This is a genomic window from Bacteroides sp. AM32-11AC, assembly GCF_003603515.1.
Classification (GTDB): domain Bacteria; phylum Bacteroidota; class Bacteroidia; order Bacteroidales; family Bacteroidaceae; genus Bacteroides; species Bacteroides uniformis.
Genome location: NZ_QTNH01000005.1, coordinates 40,743 through 62,949, shown reverse-complemented (window position 1 = coordinate 62,949; position 22,207 = coordinate 40,743). Strand labels below are relative to the sequence as shown.

The window sequence follows — 22,207 nt, the reverse complement described above, 5'->3', positions numbered from 1 at the left end:
CTGCCGATATAATAAATTAAAATGCTTACTTTTGCGCCGATAAAGTAGAAAACTGATAAATAAATTCATAAAAAGAATGAAAAAAGTAAGAGCAGCCATCGTTGGCTATGGTAATATCGGGCATTATGTGCTCGAAGCCCTGCAAGCAGCTCCCGATTTCGAAATTGCCGGTGTAGTACGCCGTGCCGGAGCTGAAAACTGTCCTGCGGAACTGAGTGCATATCCCGTTGTGAAGAATATCAAGGAACTGAAAGGCGTGGATGTTGCTATCCTTTGTACGCCTACCCGCAAAGTGGAAGAGTATGCAAAGGAGATCCTTGCTTTAGGCATTCATACTGTGGACAGTTTCGATATCCATACGGGTATCACTGCCTTGCGCCGCACACTGGATGCAGAGGCTAAAAAGCATAATACGGTATCCATCATTTCTGCCGGCTGGGACCCGGGTAGTGACTCCATTGTCCGCACCATGCTGGAAGCCATTGCTCCGAAAGGCATTACCTATACTAATTTTGGTCCGGGCATGAGCATGGGACATACCGTGGCTGTAAAGGCCATCGAAGGTGTGAAAGCCGCCCTTTCCATGACTATTCCTACAGGAACCGGCATTCACCGTCGTATGGTGTACATCGAGTTGAAGGATGGCTACGAATTTGACAAGGTGACTGCAGCCATCAAAGCCGACCCGTACTTTGTGAATGACGAAACACATGTAAAATTGGTTCCGAGTGTGGATGCACTGCTCGATATGGGTCATGGGGTAAACCTGACCCGTAAAGGTGTGTCCGGCAAGACGCAGAACCAGCTATTTGAGTTCAACATGCGTATCAACAATCCTGCCCTCACGGCACAAGTGCTGGTATGTGTGGCGCGTGCCGCTATGCGTCAGCAGCCGGGTTGCTATACAATGGTTGAAGTTCCGGTAATAGACTTGCTTCCAGGCGACCGCGAAGAGTGGATTGGCCATTTGGTATAAGACACAGAAAAAACAGATGATGTGTTTGGTTCAAACGCATCGTCTGCTTGCCCCGAATACATCATCTGTTTGATGCAAACGCATCATCCGTTCTACCGCGAATGGATGATGCGTTTTTTATATGTCTTGTTCTTTAAAAGAAATACCTCAGTATATCATTGAAGTTTGCCCAAATCAGCAAACCGAACAAGAGGAACATGCCCACCATCTGCGCACGTTCCATAAACTTGTCGCTGGGCTTGCGGCGTGCAATGATTTCGTAAATGAGGAATAACACGTGTCCGCCGTCCAGTGCAGGGATGGGCAGAATATTCATAAAGGCAAGGATGATGGAGAGGAATGCCGTCATGTACCAGAACTGGTGCCAGTCCCACGTGGCGGGGAAAATACTGCCGATGGTTCCGAAACCTCCGAGTTGCTTGGCTCCTTCCTTGGAGAAGAGATATTTCATCTGGCCTACGTAGCCTTTCAGAGTCTTTACCCCCAAAGATACGCCGGCAGGGAAAGAGGAAAGGAAACTGTATTCCTTGCGGACAACGGGCAGCAGTTTGTCGGTTGCCGTACGTGCTGCTACGCCTATTTCATAGTCGGCATTGGTCATCATGCTCAAGGTGTCTGTCACACCGTTACGGACGTATGTCAAGGTTACCTCATGGGATGCATTGGCTTTCTTGCGCTTCAGCATCTCTTCTTTGAAGTCGTAGTAGGCTATTGACTTTCCATCCAAGTGGGTGATGCTGTCACCTACTTGCAGACCGGCGGAAGCGGCAGGGTATCCTACAATCAGGCTGTCGACTACATAAGGGAAACGGAAACTGGCGAAACGCACGCTGTCTGCCAGCAAGCGGTTCATCATGTCTTCGGGGATGTAGACTGAAGCAGCTTCCCCGTCACGCAATACGCTTACCTGGCGGGCATCGACAATACTGGTCAGCAGGTCGCCGTCATAGCGTTCGAATGGTACCCCGTCGGCAGATATTAGGATATCGCCGTCGCGGAAGCCTATGGCTTTGGCTGTTTCGTTAAAATCCATACCCAATGGGGCTTTTTGTACTGGTATATATTCGTCGCCCCAAGTAAAAAGTATCATGGAATAGATGAACAATGCGAGCAGGAAGTTGAACAATACACCGCCTACCATAATTAGCAGGCGCTGCCATGCCGGCTTGGCACGGAACTCCCATGGCTGCATGGGTTGCTTCATCTGTTCGGTATCCATAGATTCGTCTATCATACCTGCTATTTTTACATAACCACCTAAGGGTAGCCACCCGATACCATATTCCGTGTCACTGTGTTTGGGCTTGAACTTGAATAATGTGAACCAAGGGTCAAAGAATAAGCAGAACTTTTCTACCCGCGTCTTGAACAGACGCGCAAAAAGGAAGTGCCCCCCCTCATGAACAATAACGAGCAACGAGAGGCTCATAATGAGTTGCAGGGCACGAATCAAGAATGTTTCCATCTAATTATTTGCTGTTTTACGATTTTTATAATTTTCGCAAAGGTACGTTTTCTTATTTAACGTATCAAATGAGTAGATGTTTTTTATAATTCTTTTCATTCCGGTGTATCTATCAAATCAGCTCTTCTGCTATCCGTCGGGCTTCGGCATCCGTAGCCACATAGTCTTCATAGGTGGGCTTCTGTAAGTAGGATACGCGCGACATGGTCTTTTCTATTACTTCACTCATGCCAAGGAACGAAATTTTGTCCTGCAGGAAGGCGGCTACCACCACTTCATTGGCGGCATTGACAATGCAAGGCATATTGCCTGCACGATGTAGCGCTTCGTAGGCCAGGGCGAGGTTACGGAAACGGGTGGTGTCCGGTTGCTCGAACGTCAGTTCCGTGCACAGCTTGAAGTCCAGGCGCGGGAAAGAGGCTTTCAACCGGTCGGGATAGGAGAAGGCATATTGGATGGGCAGGCGCATGTCCGGCATTCCCAGTTGTGCTTTCACGGCACCGTCCTCAAACTGTACCATGGAGTGGATGACGGATTGCGGGTGTACCACGACTTCTATCTGGTCGGGACGTACACTGAACAGCCATTTGGCTTCGATTACCTCGAACCCTTTGTTCATCATGGAAGCAGAGTCTATCGTGATTTTGGCGCCCATGTCCCAGTTGGGGTGTTTCAGTGCTTGCGCTTTGGTGACGGTTGTTAGTTGCTCCATAGTGCAGGTGCGGAACGGACCTCCGGAGGCAGTCAATATCACTTTTTCTATTTGGTTGCCTATCTCACCGGCCAGGCACTGGAAAACGGCGGAGTGCTCGGAGTCGACGGGTAGGATGGGGACACCGCTGAAACGTGCCAGGTCATTGATGAGCTCTCCCGCCACCACCAGCGTCTCTTTGTTGGCAAGGGCTATCGGCTTACGGGCTCGGATGGCATTCATGGTGGGCTTCAGCCCTGCATATCCCACCATGGCGGTCAATACCATATCAATGGGATTTTCGGTCACAATCTGGCAGAGGGCATCTGCGCCGGCATATACCTTGATAGGTAGGTCGGCAAGCGCTTCTTTCAGTTGCGTGTATTTCGATTCGTTGGCTATTACCACTGCCTCAGGCTTGAATCTGCGTGCCTGGGCTATGAGTTCCTCTACGCGGTTATTGGCGGTCAATACGTATGCTTCGTACTGGTCGGGATGTTCTTCGATGACCTGCAACGCTTGTGTACCGATGGAACCGGTAGAACCGAGTATGGCAATCTGTTTCATTTACTATTATGCTATTTACAGTTTACTATTTGGAGACTAAAATACGATGTAAAGCTCGGGATTTACGGCCCTGCCCTTATGCCACAGCTCGAAGTGAAGGTGGGGACCGGTGGACAGCTCGCCGGTGTTTCCTACCAGTGCGATGGCTTCACCCCCTTTCACCGCATCGCCTTCCCGTTTCAGCAGAGAGCCGCAATGCTTGTAGACTGACACGAAGTCCTGGTTGTGCTGTATTTCTATCAGATAACCCGTCTCGGCAGTGTAGGTACTCAGTATGACGGTACCGTCTAAGGTGGCCAATACGCTTTCGCCCGGATTGGCGGCAATGTCCGTGCCGAAGTGTTTTGTTTCGGCATTGAAGGGAGATGAAATCATGCCGCGTGTGGGGCGGTAGAAAATCAGTCCGTCTATTTCGGGGCGGGCAGTGATGCTCGTCAGGTTGTACTTTTCTGTCTCCTCGTACTGTTTGCGGAATTCGGCTTCCCGTTGTGTACGTTCCATGAGCGAATCTTCGCGCAGGTGGGTCAACGAGTCGATGGAATGTATGGTATCTGCCTTTATCTTGCCCTGGAAGATGTCCTGGATATTCATGATATAGAGGTTCTGTCTGTTCACCAGTTGCTGGAGGGAATCTACGCGCAAGGCATTCTCCACTACCTGGGCACGGATTTCACTGTTCATATATCCCGGCAGGTAGTTGCGCAGCGGGGTGAAGGCTACGATCAGGGAGGCGATGAGAAACAATACGAACAGCACGGAGAGCAATACGGACAGTCCGTTCAGCTTGGATACGCGCAACGTGATGATATCCTCAAGGGTATTCTCGTTCGTAATCGTCAGTCTGTACTTGAACTTGATGTTACTCCAAAATGCTTTTCTTCGTTTCTTTTTCATACCTCTTCTGTTTCGTCCAAAGCTATCAAACCTTCCGGCAGGTCTACGGTGATGACCTTGTGCTTCTGGTCAATGTCTATGATAAACTCTTCTTGTGCCGGCACCAGCAGTTCTTCTCCCTGATAATCTACCACAAACAGTGTGTTGATGGTCGATGTGTCCACGTCCGTCACTTCTCCCAGCGTGCCGTGATGTACTTCCTCCATACGAAAACCGACGAAGAAGTCCCAACTCAGTTCACCTGGTCCTGCCTCTTCTGCATGCTTTACGGGGAAGTAGACCTCAATATTAGTGAACATGCGGGCGCGTTCTGCCGTGTCCACGCCTTCCAGTTTGACAAGGGCGGTGGTGTCGGAGCGGAAACGGTATTCTTCCAAGAAGAAAGGCACCAGTATACCATCCAGCAGGCAGATTAGGTATTCGGCTTCCACCCGGTCGAAGATGTCATCCGTAAAAGTGAACGATAGTTCTCCGTGAATGCCGTGGGGCTTGTTGAATATACCTATCTTATATACTTCTTCTCTCTTTATCATCTTATTCTATTCTTGTTATTCTTGCTCCGAGCGCATTCAGTCGCCCTTCGATGTTCTGATACCCACGGTCTATCTGCTCTATGTTGTGGATGCGGCTGATGCCGTCCGCACTCATGGCAGCTATCAGCAGGGCGATGCCCGCACGGATATCGGGCGAGGTCATGTTGCCGCCACGTAGTTTAAAGCCGTGGTCGTGACCGATGACAACGGCGCGGTGCGGGTCGCAGAGGATAATTTGCGCTCCCATATCTATCAGCTTGTCCACAAAGAACAAGCGGCTTTCGAACATTTTCTGGTGAATGAGTACACTGCCTTTTGCCTGGGTGGCAACCACCAGCAGCACACTGAGCAAGTCTGGTGTCAGTCCGGGCCAGGGTGCATCGGCAATGGTCATGATGGAGCCGTCGATAAAGGACTCTATCTGGTACGTCTCTTGTGAGGGCACGTAAATGTCATCTCCTCGCTGCTCCATCTTGATGCCGAGGCGGCGGAAACTGTCGGGGATAATTCCCAAGTTCTCGTAGGAGACATTCTTGATGGTCAGTTCGCTACGGGTCATGGCTGCCATGCCGATGAAACTGCCCACTTCAATCATGTCGGGGAGGATGGTATGCTCGGTTCCGTGCAGCTCGTCTACTCCTTCGATAGTCAGGAGGTTGGAGGCGATGCCTTCTATCTTAGCTCCCATCCGGTTCAGCATTCTGCAAAGTTGCTGCACGTAGGGTTCGCAGGCGGCGTTGTAGATGGTGGTCTTGCCTTTGGCAAGGACGGCTGCCATTACGATATTGGCTGTTCCCGTTACAGATGCCTCGTCGAGTAGCATATAACTGCCATGCAGTTGTTTGGCTGAGATTTCGTAGATGCCACGCTCCTCATTATAGACAAAGTCGGCTCCTAAATTCTGGATACCGATAAAGTGTGTATCCAGACGGCGGCGTCCTATCTTGTCTCCGCCCGGCTTGGAAATCATGGCCTTGCCGAAACGTGCCACCATCGGCCCCACCAGCATGACGGAACCGCGCAGGCTGGAACATTTTTTCAGGAACGCGTCACTTTCCAGATAGGCGAAATCAATGTTGGCAGCTTGAAAGCTGTAAGTGTCAATGCCTTTTTTAGATACGCTGACTCCCATATCCCGCATCAATTGGATAAGGTTGTTGACGTCCAGTATGTCCGGGATATTGTGCACAGTCACCTCTTCGGCAGTGAGCAATGTGGCGCAGATAATTTGCAACACCTCGTTTTTTGCTCCTTGGGGGTAAATGTCACCGGAAAGTCTGTGTCCTCCTTCGATTACAAATGATGCCATGAAATTAGTGATTAGGGGTTAGTGATTAGTGGTCTGCATGGTGATGCCGCATGGCATTCATCACTAACCACTAATCATTCAATTTTAGTATTTCCGTTTATTGTTCCGGTTGTTGTTCCGGTTATTCTGGTTGTTCACTTTCGGACGGTAGTTCTGGTCAATACGTTCGGCCATGAGACGGACGATACTGTCTGTCATTTGCAGTTTTCCGTCAGAGAGTTCGGTGAGGTCATCTGAAATCTTACGGTCATCGACGGTATCTTTGTTCCATGCCATGTAGTCTTTCTTCATGTGGTTACAAATGAGCGCTATCAAGTTCTGCTTCTCTTCTCCTTCCGGAAATTCGATGGCTTTCTTTATCAGTACTTCCAGTGTACGGCCATAGTGGCGGTAGCGGATTTTGGTACTGGGGTAGGGGATGCTCTCCGGCTTGGTGTTCAGATTGTCCTTGCGGATAATTTCGTACGGATAATCTATATCCAATTGGAAGTTGGCCATGATGGCAAGGTGGTCCCATAGCTTATGTTTGAAGTCGGGCACATCGCGCAGATGGGGAAACATGTTTCCCATGATGTTGATGATTGTGTTTGCGCAACGCTGGCGTTCTGCACGGTCTTCGATTGTCAGCGCGTGGTCTACCATATTCTGGATGCTGCGACCATATTCGGGCAGGGGCATCCGTTTTTGTTGAGTGTTATATTGCATCTTTAATTAGTGATTAATGTTCAACGATTAGTGATTAGGGTTTAGCGATTAGTGATTAATGGGCTACGTAGTGATACCGCATGGTATTCATCCCTAATCCCTAATCGCTAAACCCTAAATAAGTTTCTTTGGCGTGCCGGCTACGAATTCCTTCAAATAGAAGGGTTCGAAATAGGCCACATCCTTGAAATCTTGTTCGGCTATTGCCTTTTCTGCCAACGGGAACATCATGCCGGCAAGCGGGCGGATGCCGTCGATGAAGTGTGCATTGGGATGCGTGATTTTCTCTTTACATTTGGCTGCACCGTCACCGAAGAAATAGACGGGATGTTGCTCTAAAAATTCCAGGTAGGAGTTTTCGTCCACAATATCGGCTGCAATGTCGCGCACCGATTTCAAGGCACGGTCGTAGATGGCAGCATAGACTTCCATGCGGCGGGCGTCAATCATCGGGCAGAGTAATGCGTCGTCGGGTAACTCATCGTGGTAGAGCAATACCGGTACACACTGAACTTTCAGGGTTTCCAGCCCGATAAGTGGCAGGTTACGTCCATAGCAGACACCTTTTGCCATCGACACGCCGATACGCAACCCGGTATACGAACCAGGGCCGCAGCTCACGGCGACTGCATCCAACGGCATGGCATGGCTATCGGCAAAGGATAGCGCCTCGTCCACAAAGACTCCCAATGAAACGGCGTGTGAAGGGCCATTCAGGTCCTCTTTCTTGAAAACGTTCTGTCCGTCCTCGCTCACGGCTACGGAGCAGGCAGAAGTGGACGTTTCAATATGCAAGATACATGACATAACTTTTATTCTTGATTTTATTGTGGCAAATTTACGTGATTATTTTCACTAATTAAAATAATCGTGTAATTTTGCGCAAAACTATAACATTATGATACAATCCATGACAGGCTACGGCAAAGCAACCGTCGAACTGCCTGATAAGAAAATCAACGTTGAAATAAAGTCGCTCAATAGTAAGGCAATGGACCTATCTGCCCGCATTGCTCCGCTTTATCGTGAGAAGGAGATGGAAATCCGTAATGAAATATCACGGAAACTGGAGCGCGGAAAGGTGGATTTCAGCCTTTGGATAGAAAAGAAAGAGAGTGCGGAAAGCGTCACTCCCATCAACCAGACATTGGTGGAGGGATATTACAAGCAGATTTGTGCTATATCAGAAAATCTAGGAATACCTGTGCCGGATGCGACGGACTGGTTTGCCACGTTACTCCGTATGCCGGATGTGATGACTAAGAATGATACGCAGGAACTGAGTGAGGAGGAATGGGCTGTGGTTTATTCGGCTGTGGAAAAGGCTGTTGGTGCGCTGGTGGACTTCCGTAAGCAGGAAGGAGCTGCCCTTGAAAAGAAGTTCCGTGAGAAGATCTCCAACATCTCCCATCTGTTGGAGACTATCGCTCCCTATGAGAAAGAGCGTGTAGCCAAAGTGAAGGAACGTATTACAGATGCACTGGAAAAGACCTTAAGTGTGGATTATGACAAGAACCGCCTGGAGCAGGAACTCATCTACTACATCGAAAAGCTGGATGTGAACGAAGAGAAACAGCGTCTTGGCAATCATCTGAAATATTTTATCAATACGCTGGAAACCGGAACCGGACAAGGCAAGAAGTTAGGGTTCATCGCCCAGGAGATGGGACGCGAAATCAATACCTTGGGCAGTAAGTCCAATCATGCGGAGATGCAGAAGATTGTCGTTCAGATGAAAGATGAATTGGAGCAAATCAAGGAACAAGTATTGAACGTCATGTAGTATCAAATAGTAAATCGTCAAATCGTAAATAATTCGATGGCAAAACTTATCATATTTTCAGCCCCTTCGGGCTCTGGCAAGTCAACGATTATCAACTATCTGCTGACTCAAAATCTGAACTTGGCATTCTCCATCTCAGCGACCAGCCGCCCGCCCCGCGGAACGGAGAAAGATGGAGTGGAGTATTTCTTTCTGACTCCTGACGAGTTCCGTCGTCGCATAGCCAATGATGAATTCCTGGAGTATGAAGAGGTATATCAGGACCGTTTTTACGGAACACTGAAGGAGCAGGTGGAAAAGCAATTGGCTGCCGGACAGAATGTAGTGTTCGATGTGGATGTAGTGGGTGGTTGCAATATCAAGAAATTCTATGGTGAGCGTGCTTTGTCTGTTTTCATTCAGCCACCTTCAGTGGAGGAATTGCGCAAACGCTTGGTGGGGCGCGGAACAGATGCTCCCGAAGTGATAGAGAACCGCGTGGCGAAAGCCGAATACGAACTGGGCTTTGCACCGAAGTTCGATACCGTGATTGTGAACGATGACCTGGAGACAGCCAAAGCGGAAGCATTGAAAGTAATCTCTCAATTCTTGAACGAATGAAACAACGTGGAGGAGTGTACAACCAGTTGGCACCGAGGAGGAAGAATAGCCCGAAGCTGAACAAGGCATTGCTAATTATTAATAGCGTTCTGTTCGTCTGCTCCCTTGTTGTGGGTGTATTGTATATACATCATGGCGAGCCTCGTTCCAGTATTTCAATGTTTCTTATCTCTGTAGTGACGATTTTCAATGCTTGGGTTGCCTGGCGTGCGTTGCAAAGACGTCCTTTGTAAGGTTGTATATGAATAAGAATAAATGAATATAGGAATCTTCAGCGGCTCGTTCAACCCGATACACATCGGACATTTGGCCCTCGCCAACTATCTTTGCGAATACGGGGACCTGGACGAAGTGTGGTTTATGGTCACCCCCCACAATCCGCTGAAGGAAGAAAACGAACTGATGGATGACAAGTTACGTTTGAAGCTGGTGCAGCTAGCCACTGAGGGTTATCCCAAGTTTCGCGCTTCCGATTTTGAATTCCATCTGCCTCGGCCTTCTTATACTGTTCATACGTTGGACGCACTGAAACGGACTTATCCCCAACACACTTTCCATCTTGTCATTGGTTCGGACAACTGGAGGCTGTTCCACCGTTGGTACGAGTCGGAACGCATTATTGCCGAAAATCATCTTCTGGTTTATCCCCGTCCCGGCTATCCGGTAGAGGCCACCTTTTTACCGCAGAATGTGCGGACAGTTTCTTCTCCGGTATTCGAAATCAGCTCCACTTTTATCCGTCGGGCCATAGAGGAGGGAAAAGACGTACGCTACTTCCTGCATCCGGCTGTGTGCGATGAACTCAAACGGATGCAGAATGAATCTTTAAACTGAAATAAATGTCTGTATTTGTACGTGTTTTCATATTTATTTCTTATTTTTGGACGTATCAACCTTGAATGCATGGAAGAGTTTTCTTAATACATAGATATTCCTTAATTTAATAATCCGCTTATGAGAAAAGAACTACTGTTACTGGGAGCATTCGGTATGCTGACGACAGCGACGCTTTGTGCGCAAGAGTTTCATTTGCAACCTACTCCCCAAGAATATATTACGCAAAAAGATTCTGTTGATATTCCCCGACAATACCAGATCCTTTCCGGCAATTCCGTGCAGGACGGACCTGCGTTGCCTTTACTCCGTTCATTGATGCCGGAAGAGGTGCTTGGCGCTTCTTTCCGTGTATATATAGGAGTGAAAGGAGATAAGATTATTAAGAAATACCAACATCGGATTCCACGCAAATCCGAAGGTTATTTCCTGAAAATAGAAAAAGACTGCATCGTCATAGCCGGTGCTGACGAACGGGGAGCGTACTATGGTGTACAGACTCTTGCGCAGTTGCTTGCTTTAGACAAGCTGCCTTTGGTTGAAGTGACGGACTATCCTGATGTTCCCTATCGGGGTGTGGTAGAAGGTTTTTACGGTGCTCCCTGGAGTCAGGAGGCGCGTATACGCCAGCTTGATTTTTATGGTCGGAACAAAATGAATGTCTATATCTATGGACCAAAAGACGATCCTTATCACCGGACTCCCAACTGGCGCAAGCCTTATCCTGCTCGAGAAGGAGAAGAGTTGAAAGTATTGGTGAATAGGGCGAAGGAGAACAATGTTATTTTCTATTGGGCCATTCATCCGGGTCAGGATATTCGCTGGAATGAAGAAGACCGCTCGTTATTGTTGCAGAAGTTCGAAAGCATGTACCAGTTGGGTGTGCGTGGTTTTGCCGTTTTCTTTGATGATATTTCGGGTGAGGGGACAAAGGCGGACAAGCAGGCTGAACTGTTGAACTATATTGACGACCATTTTGTAAAAGTCAAGCGGGATGTTGCACCATTGATATTGTGTCCCACAGAGTACAACAAGTCATGGACCGATGTGGAGGGAGGCTATCTCACTACGCTTGGTGATAAGTTGAACGAGGGTATCAAGGTGATGTGGACCGGTGATATGGTAGTTGCTACTATAGATAAGTCTACGCTGGACTTCGTCAATCCGCTGCTGAAACGTAAGGCGTACATTTGGTGGAATTTCCCCGTTTCGGATTATGTACAAGACCATTTGCTGCTAGGGCCGGTTTATGGAAACGGGCTTGATGTAAAAGATGATATGTCTGCTTTTGTTTCCAATCCGATGGAACATGCCGAGGCTTCCAAAATCTCTCTGTACAGTGTAGCTGATTATACTTGGAATATGGAGAATTATGATAGTGAAACTTCTTGGAAACATGCAGTCAGAGACCTTATGCCACTTCATGCCGAATATTTGGAAATCTTCGCTGCTCATAATTCCGACCCGGGACAGAATGGACATCGCTTCCGTCGTGAAGAGTCCGTTGCCATTCAGCCTGCTCTCTCTGCCTTGTTGAAAGCCTATCAAGAGAAAAACGAGATAGATGAAGATGCCTATCGGCAGGTAGCTGAGGAATGCCGGAAGATAATCGTTGCCGCTGATGGATTGCTTGCGTCGGGAAATGAGAATCGTCCGTTGATAACTGAAATAAGGCCTTGGCTCATTCAGTTCAAACAAGTGGGAGAGTATGGTGCGGAGGTGCTGAACATGATACGCCTGCGCCAGCAGAAGGATGCATTTATAGGTAGCTACGAACACGCCCGCGCCCTGCTGGTGCTGATGGGTGAGACGGATGCCCAATATAAAGCGGGCATAAAGAGCGGCAGCCTGCATCTGATGCCTACTTTCAATGCTTTGTTCGAAGCGGCGACAACGGGCTATAATGCAGCGTTCCATGCCGGGCTTGATACAAAGGCTGTTTATTCTCCCTACACGTTGAAGAGCGACGTGAATCAGTTGGCTTCGCTTCCTATTCAGCAGAAGGGAAAGGTGAATACAATTATTCCGTCCAATGAAGTCATCAACTGGCAGGCAGGCGGTGTGCTGACCATTTCGATGGATTATGCCCGCCAGTTGAGTTCGGTGCTTATTGATTTGGGAGATGCGGAGGTGGCTAATTCTAAGTTTAAACTGGAAGTAACTTCGGATGGTACAAACTGGCAGGCGGTGGATTTGAAACCGGGATACAGAACGCAGGTGAAGGCATCTCTCAAGGATTTGAGCGTTGCGAAGATGAGGCTGGTGAATGTATCCGACACAGAGCAGAAGGTGTATTTCAAAATGTTCCGTTTTACGGAGAATTGATATGGTTCTTGATTCTTAAAATAGAGTTACGCGTCTGGGACGATGCTCCCCGTTGTTCTTAAGATCGGAATGACGGGGAGCACTTTTTTAGGAAGTTATTCAAGGCATTTGTCCAAGTCGCGGATGATTTGCTCTTTATCCATATTTTGTCCGATGAATACTATCTTCAGCATGCGGTCGCCGTATTGTTCGTCCCAGTCTCTTAGCAATCCCGGTTCTTGGCGCATCAGTTCTATCATGTCTTCTTCGGGAGCGGTGGCATACCATTGTCCGGCTTCAGTTATTTTCTTCTGTATACCTGCTTGTTCAAAGAGGAAGGACATGTCGCGGTTGTGGCTGAAGTAGCAGACACCCTTGGCGCGGATAACGCTGCGGGGCCATTTGGTAGCGACATAGTGGTCGAACTTATGAATGTCGAATGCAGGACGGCGGTAGTAGACAAATGTGCCAATACCGTATTCTTCTACTTCACCTCCTTCGTGATGGTGGTGATGACATTTCTCGTGATGATGTTCGCTTTCATGATGATGTTCATCTTCATGATGGTAATGCGCCTCTTTTTCCTCCTCTTCGCTTACTTGTTGCTCTATGCCACGAATCCATCCGGCGGAAGTTGCGGCACGTTCAAAGTTAAAGAGGTGGGTATGGATAATCTTATCCAGGTCTACATCTGCATAGTTGCACTCTATAATTTGGGCACCGGGTTGCAAGGTGTGGATAATCTGCCTGATACGTTTTAATTCCTCGGGCTGTACTTCTGCTGCTTTGTTCAGCAGGATAATATTGCAGAACTCAATCTGCTGAATGATGAGGTTTTCTATATCTTCCTCATCAATGCCTTTGCGTGTCAAATCATCTCCGCAAGAAAATTCACTTTGCAGACGTAAGGCGTCCACCACGGTGGTAATGCAGTCTAAGCGGCAAATACCGTATTTAGTATACGCTCCTCCCATATGAGGAATGGAGCAGAGTGTTTGGGCAATAGGCTCCGGTTCACAGATGCCACTCGCTTCAATCACGATGTAGTCGAAGCGTTGCATCTTCATGATTTCGAACATCTGCTCTATCAAGTCTGTCTTCAGCGTACAGCAGATACAGCCATTCTGCAGAGCTACCAGGCTGTCGTCTTTCTTTCCCACCACGCCACCTTTCTGTATAAGGTCTGCATCAATGTTCACTTCGCCTATGTCATTGACGATAACGGCAAACTTAATGCCACGTTTATTAGAAAGGATGTGATTTACCAACGTCGTTTTGCCACTACCCAGATAACCGGTCAACAGCAGTACGGGGATTTCTATTGTATTCATAATCGTTTGGTTTGCTTCAATGATAATGGTCTTCTTTTATTAACTTCCGCAAAGTTATCTGATTTATGTGATAATGGATTGAAAAAAACAAAATTTTGTTTCTTCTATATTATTAAACAGAAAAAAGGTGAAAAGCTTTGAGCCCCTCACCTTTCTTCTGTTGTAGTTGTACTATGGCTTTAGTTCTTACAGAATCCCTTGCGCCATCATCGCCTTTGCCACCTTCATAAATCCGGCCACATTGGCACCCTTCACGTAATTTACATAACCGTCGGCTTCCGTACCATATTGCACGCAAGCTTCGTGAATGTTCTTCATGATGCTCTTCAATTTCTCGTCCACTTCCTCTGCACTCCAGCTCAACTTGATGGAGTTCTGAGTCATTTCGAGACCGGATACTGATACACCGCCGGCATTGGCTGCCTTACCTGGAGCATACAGAATCTTTGCATCTTGGAATACGCGGATTGCTTCAGGGGTAGAAGGCATGTTTGCACCTTCGGACACAGCCATGACACCATTAGCAATTAGTTTTTTTGCATCATCTCCGTTTATTTCATTTTGAGTTGCAGAAGGCAAGGCGATGTCTGCTTTTTCACCCCAAGGACGTGCACCTTCTACATACTTGACACCCGGATATTGTTCAGCATATTCGCGGATACGTCCACGATAGAGGTTTTTCAGTTCCATGATGTAATCCAACTTTTCGCGGTCAATGCCGTCCGGATCGTATACATAACCGTCAGAATCAGACATGGTCAATACCTTACCGCCCAATTCCAATACTTTCTCGGCCGTATATTGAGCCACATTACCGGAACCGGAAATCAGACAAGTTTTGCCTTTCAGGTCAGTACCCTTAGTCTTCAACATTTCCATCAAGAAGTAGATGTTACCGTAGCCGGTAGCTTCCGGACGAATCAGCGAACCGCCGAACTCACGGCCCTTACCGGTGAAAGTACCCGTAAATTCATGAGCCAGCTTCTTATACATACCGAACATGAAACCTACTTCGCGACCACCTACACCGATATCACCAGCAGGTACGTCTGTTTCAGGGCCGATATGACGCCATAACTCCAGCATGAAAGCCTGAACAAAACGCATGACCTCAGCATTTGACTTGCCGCGCGGAGAGAAGTCCGAACCGCCTTTACCGCCACCCATAGGCAGAGTTGTCAATGAGTTTTTAAATGTCTGCTCGAAAGCAAGGAATTTCAGGATGCTCAGGTTTACAGAAGCGTGGAAACGAACACCGCCTTTATAAGGGCCGATAGCGTTGTTGTGCTGCACACGATAGCCCATGTTGGTTTGTACGTTACCTTTATCGTCTACCCAAGTAACACGGAATTGGTAAACGCGATCGGGGATGCAAAGACGTTCAATCAGATTGGCTTTGTCAAACTCCGGATGCTTGTTATACTCTTCTTCAATCGTAGAAAGAACTTCTTCTACTGCTTGATGATACTCCGGTTCGTTGGGGAACCGTCTTTTCAGGTCTTCTAATACCTTAGCTGCATTCATAATCTATTTCTTTTATTGGTTGCTACTATATATTACCTAAAACAATTCGATTTTCGGTTTGTTTCCTTTTCCTCTCATTGCGGTTGCAAAAGTACACATAAAAATGAAACGAACAAACATTTTATAAAGAAAATGCGGTATAAAACAACAATTTTATTGTTTTGTACCGCAAAATGGAATAAAAAGATATTATTTATCCTCTTTTTAGAGACTTTATGACGGGAATAAATACTAAAGCCGCCGAAATGGCAAGCGTTAGGATGATTGGACCGTCAATTCGTTCGACAGATATCAAAACAATGTAGCAAAGTGCTGCCCAAAGCAGCATAATGCAAACTATTTGGAATTTTGATAACGGTCGTTTCATTTGGCTGCTTTCTTTTTGTCTACGATAGCATCGATAACTGCCACTGCGGTGATATTCACGATATCTCGCACGGAGCTTTCAAAATCGGTAAAGTGGATAGGCTTGTTCAATCCCATTTGGATAGGACCAATCAGTTCGGCATCTGTATCCATGGCCTGCAACAGTTTGTAAGCAGAGTTTGCAGAACTCAAGTTCGGGAAAATCAGTGTGTTTACGTCTTTTCCTTTCAGGCGTGTAAACGGGTACTTGGCATCACGCATTTCGCGGTTCATGGCGAAATTCACCTGCATTTCTCCGTCAATGGCAAGGTCAGGATAGTTTTGTTGCATATAATCCACTGCTTCGTGTACACTTACCGGGCTACCTTCCTTATCCGCACCGAAGTTGGAGTAACTCAACATGGCCATTACCGGTGTATGATTGAAGAAGCGGACGGTATATTCCGACAGCTTGGCAATATCGATTAGCGTTTCGGCATTGGGATGACGGTTAATCAGCGTATCGGCCAGGAAGTATGTACCTTTTTTGGAGTTCAGGATATGCATGGTGCCGAAATGCTTGTATTCCGGACGGATACCGATGACTTCCTTGGCAACCTTGATGGTATTGCTGTATTTGGTGTAAAGACCTGTGATGAAAGCGTCTGCTTCACCCGTTTCCACCATCATCATACCGAAGTAGTTACGTTCGAACATTTTGTCGTTGGCTTCTTCGTAAGTGACGCCTTCGCGGGCACGTTTTTCGGATAGAATGCGGGCATAGCGTTCACGGCGCGGCGCTTCATCCGGATGACGCAGATTTACTATCTCAATACCTTCAAGGCTAAGGTCTAGTTCTTTTGCCAGCTTCTCGATAGCTTCGTCGTTGCCCAATATAATAGGATGACAGATACCTTCAGCCTTGGCTTCCACAGCAGCTTTCAGCATATTGGGGTGGATGCCTTCGGCAAATACCACACGTTGCGGGTTGCGGCGGGCGGTGTCGTAGAGTTGGCGGGTCAGTTTGCTTTCGTAACCCATCAGCTCGCGCAGTTGCAGGCGGTAGGCATCCCAGTCTTCGATGTCTTTGCGGGCTACACCGCTTTCCATGGCGGCTTTGGCCACAGCGCAGGACACTTCGGTGATGAGGCGCGGGTCAACCGGTTTCGGGATGAAGTATTCGGGACCGAAGGTGAAGTTGTTTACATGGTATGCTTCATTCACAACATCGGGCACGGGCTGCTTGGCAAGGTTGGCAATGGCGTGTACGGCAGCAATTTTCATGGCTTCGTTGATGGCTTTTGCCTGCGTGTCGAGGGCACCGCGGAAGATGTAGGGGAAACCGATTACATTATTAATCTGGTTAGGATAGTCGGAGCGACCGGTGGACATCAGTACGTCCGGACGTGCTGCCATGGCGTCTTCGTAAGAAATTTCCGGAGTAGGGTTGGCAAGGGCAAACACGATGGGATGGTCTGCCATGCTGCGAACCATGTCCTGGGTCAACACATTACCTTTTGACAGTCCGAGGAATACATCGGCGCCTTTGATGGCTTCTGCCAGAGTATGTACATCGCGACGGTCGGTGGCAAAGTAACGTTTCTGCTCGGTCAGATTCTCGCGATCGCTGGTAATGACTCCCTTACTGTCCAGCATCAGGATATTCTCACGGCGTGCACCGAGCGCTTCATACAGTTTGGTACATGAGGTGGCGGAAGCCCCGGCACCGTTTACGACGATTTTCACTTCCTCTATCTTCTTGCCTGCCACTTCCAGGGCGTTCAGCAATCCTGCGCTGGAGATGATGGCGGTGCCGTGCTGGTCGTCGTGCATCACGGGGATGTCCAATTCCTCTTTCAGGCGGCGTTCTATTTCGAAACATTCGGGTGCTTTGATGTCTTCCAAGTTGATACCTCCGAATGTTGGGGCAATAGCCTTGACAGCTTCGATGAACTTGTCGGGGTCTTTTTCATTTACTTCGATGTCGAATACGTCGATACCTGCATAAATTTTGAACAACAGACCTTTACCCTCCATGACGGGTTTGCCGCTGAGGGCGCCAATATCGCCCAGGCCGAGTACGGCGGTTCCGTTGGAGATGACAGCTACCAGATTGCCTTTTGCTGTATATTTATATGCATCTTGCGGGTTTTTCTCAATTTCGAGGCACGGTTCTGCAACGCCCGGAGAGTAGGCGAGAGAAAGATCGGTTTGTGTACTGTAAGGCTTGGTGGGTACTACTTCAATCTTACCCGGTTTGCCTTGCGAATGGTAGAGCAAGGCTGCTTCTTTGGTTATTTTAGCCATGGTAGAATAGTTAAATTGGTTATAATTTGGCTGCAAATGTAGGTATAAAAGTTCTAAATTGTAGCTCGCTGTCAATAAAATCTATTACTTTTATCAGTTAATTAGCTTAAAATGCTTATTTTTGGCATCAGATTTTAGAAATTACCCCCATTTATTAACTTAACACATGAGTTGCATGAGAATTTTGAAACTTCCTCTGGCAGGATTATTATTTTGTGTAATGGCACTATTTGCTGGATGTAAAACGAGTAATGAACCTAAGGCACCGGTTGCTCTGACCTGGGAAATGGGTGCAAGTGACATCGAACCCGGATATTATGAGAATACCTTTATTCTCAAGAATATCTCTCAAAAACCTCTAAAAAAGAACTGGACGATTTACTATTCACAGCTTCCCCGAGGGGTGAAGCAGGAAGGAGCCTCTGAAGTGAAGGTAGAGGTAGTGAACGGTAATTTTTTCAAAATGTATCCGACAGACGAATTTGCTCCGCTGGCTCCCGGTGATTCCATGCGGATTACTTTCCTTTGCACTTACAAGCTGGACCGGAACTCCCATGTACCGGAAGGAACTTATTGGGTGGAGACTGTGGATGGTAAAGAGGGCAGTCCGTTGCCCGTGGCTTTGAAGGCGCTGCCGCTTCCTTCTCCCGAGTCAATGAGCGGCTATCCGGATGCGACTAAGATTTATGAATCCAATCTTCGCTTGGCTGGTGCTCCTGCTTTGGTGCAGTCAGACATTCTTCCGTCTGTAAAGAAAGCGGTAGCCATTGAAGGCGATAATGTCGTATTGGAAGGTAAGGTAGCTTTGGCATTTCCGGAGAACTTTGCCGGTGAAGCCAAGTTGCTGAAAGAGAAACTGACTGGTTTGTATGGTTTGGAAGTTGTCGGAAATGCTTCCGTGAAGATTGTGCTGGAAGAACTGCTTGATAGGAAGGAGGCCGTAAATGATGAATATTATACTATCAATATAGGTGACAACCTGATAAAAATCAGTGCTGCCACTCCTCATGGCATTTTTAATGGTACACAGACACTTTTGTCAATGTTGAAGGACAAGCAGACACCTTATTTGCTGGAGGCAGTCTCCATCCGGGATTATCCGGACTTGGCATATCGTGGACAAATGATAGATATTGCCCGTAATTTCACCGCTCCGGAGAACTTGAAGAAACTGGTGGATATTTTTGCATCTTATAAATTGAATGTCCTGCATTTCCATTTTTGTGATGATGAAGCCTGGCGTTTGGAGATTCCCGGTTTGGAGGAACTGACTGCTGTGGGTAGCCGTCGCGGGCATACCACTGACGAAAGCCAGTGCCTCTACCCATGTTATGACGGTGGCTATGACCCTGATGCAAAGACTGTAGGCAATGGATATTATAGCCGCGAGGAATTTATTGATTTGCTGAAGTATGCTGCCGAAAGACATGTCCGCATTGTTCCGGAAATAGAATCTCCGGGGCATGCCCGCGCTGCCATTGTCTCCATGAAGGCACGCTATAACAAATATTTTGAAACTGATCCGGGGAAAGCTACAGAATATATGTTGAGTGAACCGGAAGATACTTCACGTTATGTTTCTGTACAATATTATACGGACAATGTGATGAATGTCGCCTTGCCTTCTACTTACCGTTTTATGGAGAAGGTGATTCAGGAACTTAATGCGATGTATCAGGAAGCCGGTCTTTCACTGTACACAGTGCATTTGGGTGGTGACGAAGTGCCTCGCGGCGTGTGGATGGGCTCTCCGAAATGCCAGGAACTGATGAAGGAAAAAGGCATGACGAAAGCTCATGATTTGTCAGAGTATTTCATTACGCAAATGGCGGATGTGATGCAGAAGAACGGACTGAAATTCAGTGGTTGGCAGGAAGTTGCTTTGGGGCATACCGAAGAGGCTCATCAACAGTTGAGGGGCCAGGCTGCCGGTGTGTATTGCTGGAATACTGTACCGGGCTCTGATGAAGTGGTTTATCAGACAGCCAATAACGGTTACCCGGTCATCCTTTGCAACGTGGGCAATTTCTATATGGATATGGCTTACAATGGTCATCCGGACGAGCGTGGACTCGATTGGGGAGGTTATGTGGATGAGTCTGTCTCTTTCTCTATGCTTCCTTTCAGCATTTATCGTTCGCTGCGTGTGGATATGGCAGGCAATCCCATTGATTTGAATAATGCGGAAAAGGGGAAGACTGCTTTGACAGAGATAGGCAAGAAGCATATTATGGGTGTACAAGGGCAATTGTTCGCCGAAACTATCCGTAGTTTTGATGGCGTGGAATATCTTCTTTTCCCAAAAATATTAGGGCTGGCAGAACGTGGCTGGAATGCCCATCCGGCATGGGAAAATTTATCCGATATACGGGAGGAGCAGGCTTTCAATCAGGCTTTGGCACTTTATTATGAGAAAATCAGCAAGAGTGAAATGCCTTATTGGGCAAAGAATGGGATTAACTTCCGCTTGCCTCAGCCGGGATTATTGGTAAAAGATGGAAATCTGTATGCTAATGTGGCCATTGATGGTGCTGAAGTACGTTACACAACTGATGGTTCGGAACCTACTGCCCAGTCAACCTTATGGAAAGAACCGGTGAAGTGTGGTTCCCTGGTAGTGAAAGCAAAGACCTTCTACCAAGGCAAGGAAAGTTTGACGATTATATTGAATGTTGAGTAATAGAGAATATTGAAATGAAAAGGGAGTGCATTGTCCGAAAATGCACTCCCTTTTGTTTATTCCTTTAGGCGTTCAGCGCTTGTTCGATGTCGGCAATAATATCCTCTGCATTCTCTATACCTACCGAGAAGCGAATCAGGTCGGGGCGTACACCTGCCTCCATCAGTTGCTCGTCTGTCAACTGGCGGTGTGTATGGCTGGCTGGGTGTAGCACGCAAGTACGTGCATCGGCCACATGAGTCACAATGGCCGCCAGTTTCAGTGAATCCATAAACTTGATAGACTCTTCCCGTCCGCCCTTCAAGCCGAAGGTGACAACGCCGCAAGAGCCGTTCGGCATGTACTTCTGTGCCTGCTCGTAGTATTTGTCGCCCGGCAGACCACAATAATTCACCCAAGCCACTTTGTCGTTCTGGGCAAGATACTCGGCTACCGCTTGTGCATTCTTGCAATGTTGGGGCATACGTAGGTGCAGTGTTTCCAGACCCAGGTTCAGCAGGAATGCGTTTTGTGGAGACTGGATGCTGCCCAGGTCGCGCATCAGTTGGGCTGTAGCCTTGGTGATGTAAGCCATTTTGCCGAAGGCTTTCGTATAAGTCAGTCCGTGGTAAGACTCGTCCGGGGTGCACAGTCCGGGGAATTTGTCGGCGTGTGCATCCCAATCGAAGTTACCGCTGTCTACAATGGCTCCACCTACGCTGGTGGCATGTCCGTCCATGTATTTGGTGGTAGAGTGTACTACGATGTCGGCACCCCACTCAAACGGACGGCAGTTGATGGGGGTAGGGAAGGTGTTGTCCACAATCAAGGGCACGCCGTGGCTGTGGGCAATGCGGGCAAACTTCTCTATATCGAGCACTTCGAGCGTAGGGTTGGAGATGGTTTCGCCGAATAGGGCCTTGGTATTGGGGCGGAAAGCAGCGGAAATTTCTTCCTCGCTGGCATCCGGGTTGACGAAAGTGACGTCGATGCCCAATTTCTTCAAAGTTACTCCGAAGAGGTTGAATGTTCCGCCATAGATGGTAGAGGAGCAAACAAAATGGTCTCCTGCCTGGCAGATATTGAAAATGGCATAGAAGTTGGCTGCTTGTCCGCTGGATGTCAGCATAGCGGCCACACCACCTTCGAGGGCGGCAATCTTGGCGGCTACTGCATCGTTCGTAGGGTTCTGCAGGCGGGTATAGAAATAGCCGCTGTCTTCAAGGTCGAACAAGCGTGCCATCTGTTCGCTGGTATCATATTTGAAAGTTGTACTTTGATAGATGGGGAGTACACGGGGCTCGCCCTTTTTAGGAGTCCATCCGGCTTGTACGCACAGCGTCTCCGGCTTGAATTGCTTTGCCATAATGTTATCTGTTT

The 22,207-nt window shown here is 47.8% G+C and carries 18 protein-coding genes; 7 read left to right on the top strand and 11 right to left on the bottom strand.

Features of this window, described 5'->3' with window-relative positions; genetic code table 11:
• Positions 1-76: 76 nt before the first annotated feature.
• Entirely contained in the window at positions 77-976 is a 900-nt protein-coding gene (locus DW800_RS06720) for a diaminopimelate dehydrogenase (RefSeq protein WP_005826990.1), read from the top strand.
• A gap of 133 nt (positions 977-1,109) precedes the next feature.
• Here DW800_RS06720 and rseP read toward each other — a convergent pair whose 3' ends face one another.
• The 7 genes from rseP to tsaB all read right to left on the bottom strand — a co-directional run bounded on the left by rseP (position 1,110) and on the right by tsaB (position 7,947).
• The gene (gene rseP / locus DW800_RS06715) at positions 1,110-2,441 is read right to left on the bottom strand and encodes an RIP metalloprotease RseP (protein ID WP_005826988.1); all 1,332 of its coding nucleotides are present in this window, start codon (positions 2,439-2,441) and stop codon (positions 1,110-1,112) included.
• A 112-nt stretch (positions 2,442-2,553) separates the two neighbouring features.
• Positions 2,554-3,699 (bottom strand): 1-deoxy-D-xylulose-5-phosphate reductoisomerase, encoded by a 1,146-nt coding sequence (locus DW800_RS06710; protein ID WP_117703657.1) that lies wholly within the window; start codon positions 3,697-3,699, stop codon positions 2,554-2,556.
• Between the two features lie 36 nt (positions 3,700-3,735).
• The gene (locus tag DW800_RS06705) at positions 3,736-4,593 is read right to left on the bottom strand and encodes a M23 family metallopeptidase (RefSeq protein WP_005826982.1); all 858 of its coding nucleotides are present in this window, start codon (positions 4,591-4,593) and stop codon (positions 3,736-3,738) included.
• Positions 4,590-5,126, bottom strand: a complete 537-nt coding sequence (gene rimM, locus DW800_RS06700) for a ribosome maturation factor RimM (RefSeq protein ID WP_005826980.1) — start codon at positions 5,124-5,126, stop codon at positions 4,590-4,592. The genes DW800_RS06705 and rimM overlap by 4 nt, the downstream gene beginning before the upstream one ends.
• A gap of 1 nt (position 5,127) precedes the next feature.
• A complete protein-coding gene (murA, locus tag DW800_RS06695; protein WP_117703658.1) occupies positions 5,128-6,435 on the bottom strand; it encodes a UDP-N-acetylglucosamine 1-carboxyvinyltransferase in 1,308 nt (435 codons plus the stop codon).
• 84 nt (positions 6,436-6,519) lie between these two features.
• Positions 6,520-7,140, bottom strand: coding sequence for a DUF4290 domain-containing protein (locus DW800_RS06690; protein WP_005826977.1), 621 nt, complete (start codon positions 7,138-7,140; stop codon positions 6,520-6,522).
• A 114-nt stretch (positions 7,141-7,254) separates the two neighbouring features.
• Positions 7,255-7,947, bottom strand: coding sequence for a tRNA (adenosine(37)-N6)-threonylcarbamoyltransferase complex dimerization subunit type 1 TsaB (gene tsaB, locus DW800_RS06685; RefSeq protein ID WP_008665164.1), 693 nt, complete (start codon positions 7,945-7,947; stop codon positions 7,255-7,257).
• A 91-nt stretch (positions 7,948-8,038) separates the two neighbouring features.
• Here tsaB and DW800_RS06680 point away from each other — a divergent pair, with 91 nt between their 5' ends.
• From DW800_RS06680 to DW800_RS06660, 5 genes are all read left to right on the top strand, one after another.
• Positions 8,039-8,923 carry a YicC/YloC family endoribonuclease gene (locus DW800_RS06680; RefSeq protein WP_008665165.1) on the top strand — a complete coding sequence of 295 codons (885 nt, stop codon included), beginning with the start codon at positions 8,039-8,041 and terminating at the stop codon, positions 8,921-8,923.
• A gap of 36 nt (positions 8,924-8,959) precedes the next feature.
• Positions 8,960-9,523, top strand: a complete 564-nt coding sequence (gene gmk, locus DW800_RS06675; protein WP_016272958.1) for a guanylate kinase — start codon at positions 8,960-8,962, stop codon at positions 9,521-9,523.
• The gene (locus tag DW800_RS06670) at positions 9,520-9,756 is read left to right on the top strand and encodes a hypothetical protein (protein ID WP_117703659.1); all 237 of its coding nucleotides are present in this window, start codon (positions 9,520-9,522) and stop codon (positions 9,754-9,756) included. The genes gmk and DW800_RS06670 overlap by 4 nt, the downstream gene beginning before the upstream one ends.
• 22 nt (positions 9,757-9,778) lie before the next feature.
• Positions 9,779-10,357: a nicotinate (nicotinamide) nucleotide adenylyltransferase gene (gene nadD, locus DW800_RS06665; RefSeq protein WP_005826971.1), complete on the top strand. Its 579-nt coding sequence runs from the start codon at positions 9,779-9,781 to the stop codon at positions 10,355-10,357.
• Between the two features lie 120 nt (positions 10,358-10,477).
• Positions 10,478-12,682 (top strand): beta-N-acetylglucosaminidase, encoded by a 2,205-nt coding sequence (locus DW800_RS06660; protein WP_057255743.1) that lies wholly within the window; start codon positions 10,478-10,480, stop codon positions 12,680-12,682.
• A gap of 95 nt (positions 12,683-12,777) precedes the next feature.
• Here the strand turns inward: DW800_RS06660 and DW800_RS06655 are convergent, their stop codons facing one another.
• The 3 genes from DW800_RS06655 to DW800_RS06635 all read right to left on the bottom strand — a co-directional run bounded on the left by DW800_RS06655 (position 12,778) and on the right by DW800_RS06635 (position 18,168).
• On the bottom strand, positions 12,778-13,992 hold the full coding sequence (locus DW800_RS06655; protein ID WP_005833014.1) for a GTP-binding protein: 1,215 nt from the start codon (positions 13,990-13,992) through the stop codon (positions 12,778-12,780).
• 186 nt (positions 13,993-14,178) lie between these two features.
• Positions 14,179-15,516 carry an NADP-specific glutamate dehydrogenase gene (locus tag DW800_RS06650; protein ID WP_005826963.1) on the bottom strand — a complete coding sequence of 446 codons (1,338 nt, stop codon included), beginning with the start codon at positions 15,514-15,516 and terminating at the stop codon, positions 14,179-14,181.
• 363 nt (positions 15,517-15,879) lie between these two features.
• Entirely contained in the window at positions 15,880-18,168 is a 2,289-nt protein-coding gene (locus DW800_RS06635; RefSeq protein WP_117713726.1) for an NADP-dependent malic enzyme, read from the bottom strand.
• Between the two features lie 175 nt (positions 18,169-18,343).
• Here DW800_RS06635 and DW800_RS06630 point away from each other — a divergent pair, with 175 nt between their 5' ends.
• Positions 18,344-20,848 carry a family 20 glycosylhydrolase gene (locus DW800_RS06630; protein WP_117713727.1) on the top strand — a complete coding sequence of 835 codons (2,505 nt, stop codon included), beginning with the start codon at positions 18,344-18,346 and terminating at the stop codon, positions 20,846-20,848.
• Between the two features lie 64 nt (positions 20,849-20,912).
• Here the strand turns inward: DW800_RS06630 and DW800_RS06625 are convergent, their stop codons facing one another.
• Positions 20,913-22,193 (bottom strand): O-acetylhomoserine aminocarboxypropyltransferase/cysteine synthase family protein, encoded by a 1,281-nt coding sequence (locus DW800_RS06625; RefSeq protein WP_005826957.1) that lies wholly within the window; start codon positions 22,191-22,193, stop codon positions 20,913-20,915.
• Positions 22,194-22,207: the final 14 nt, after the last annotated feature.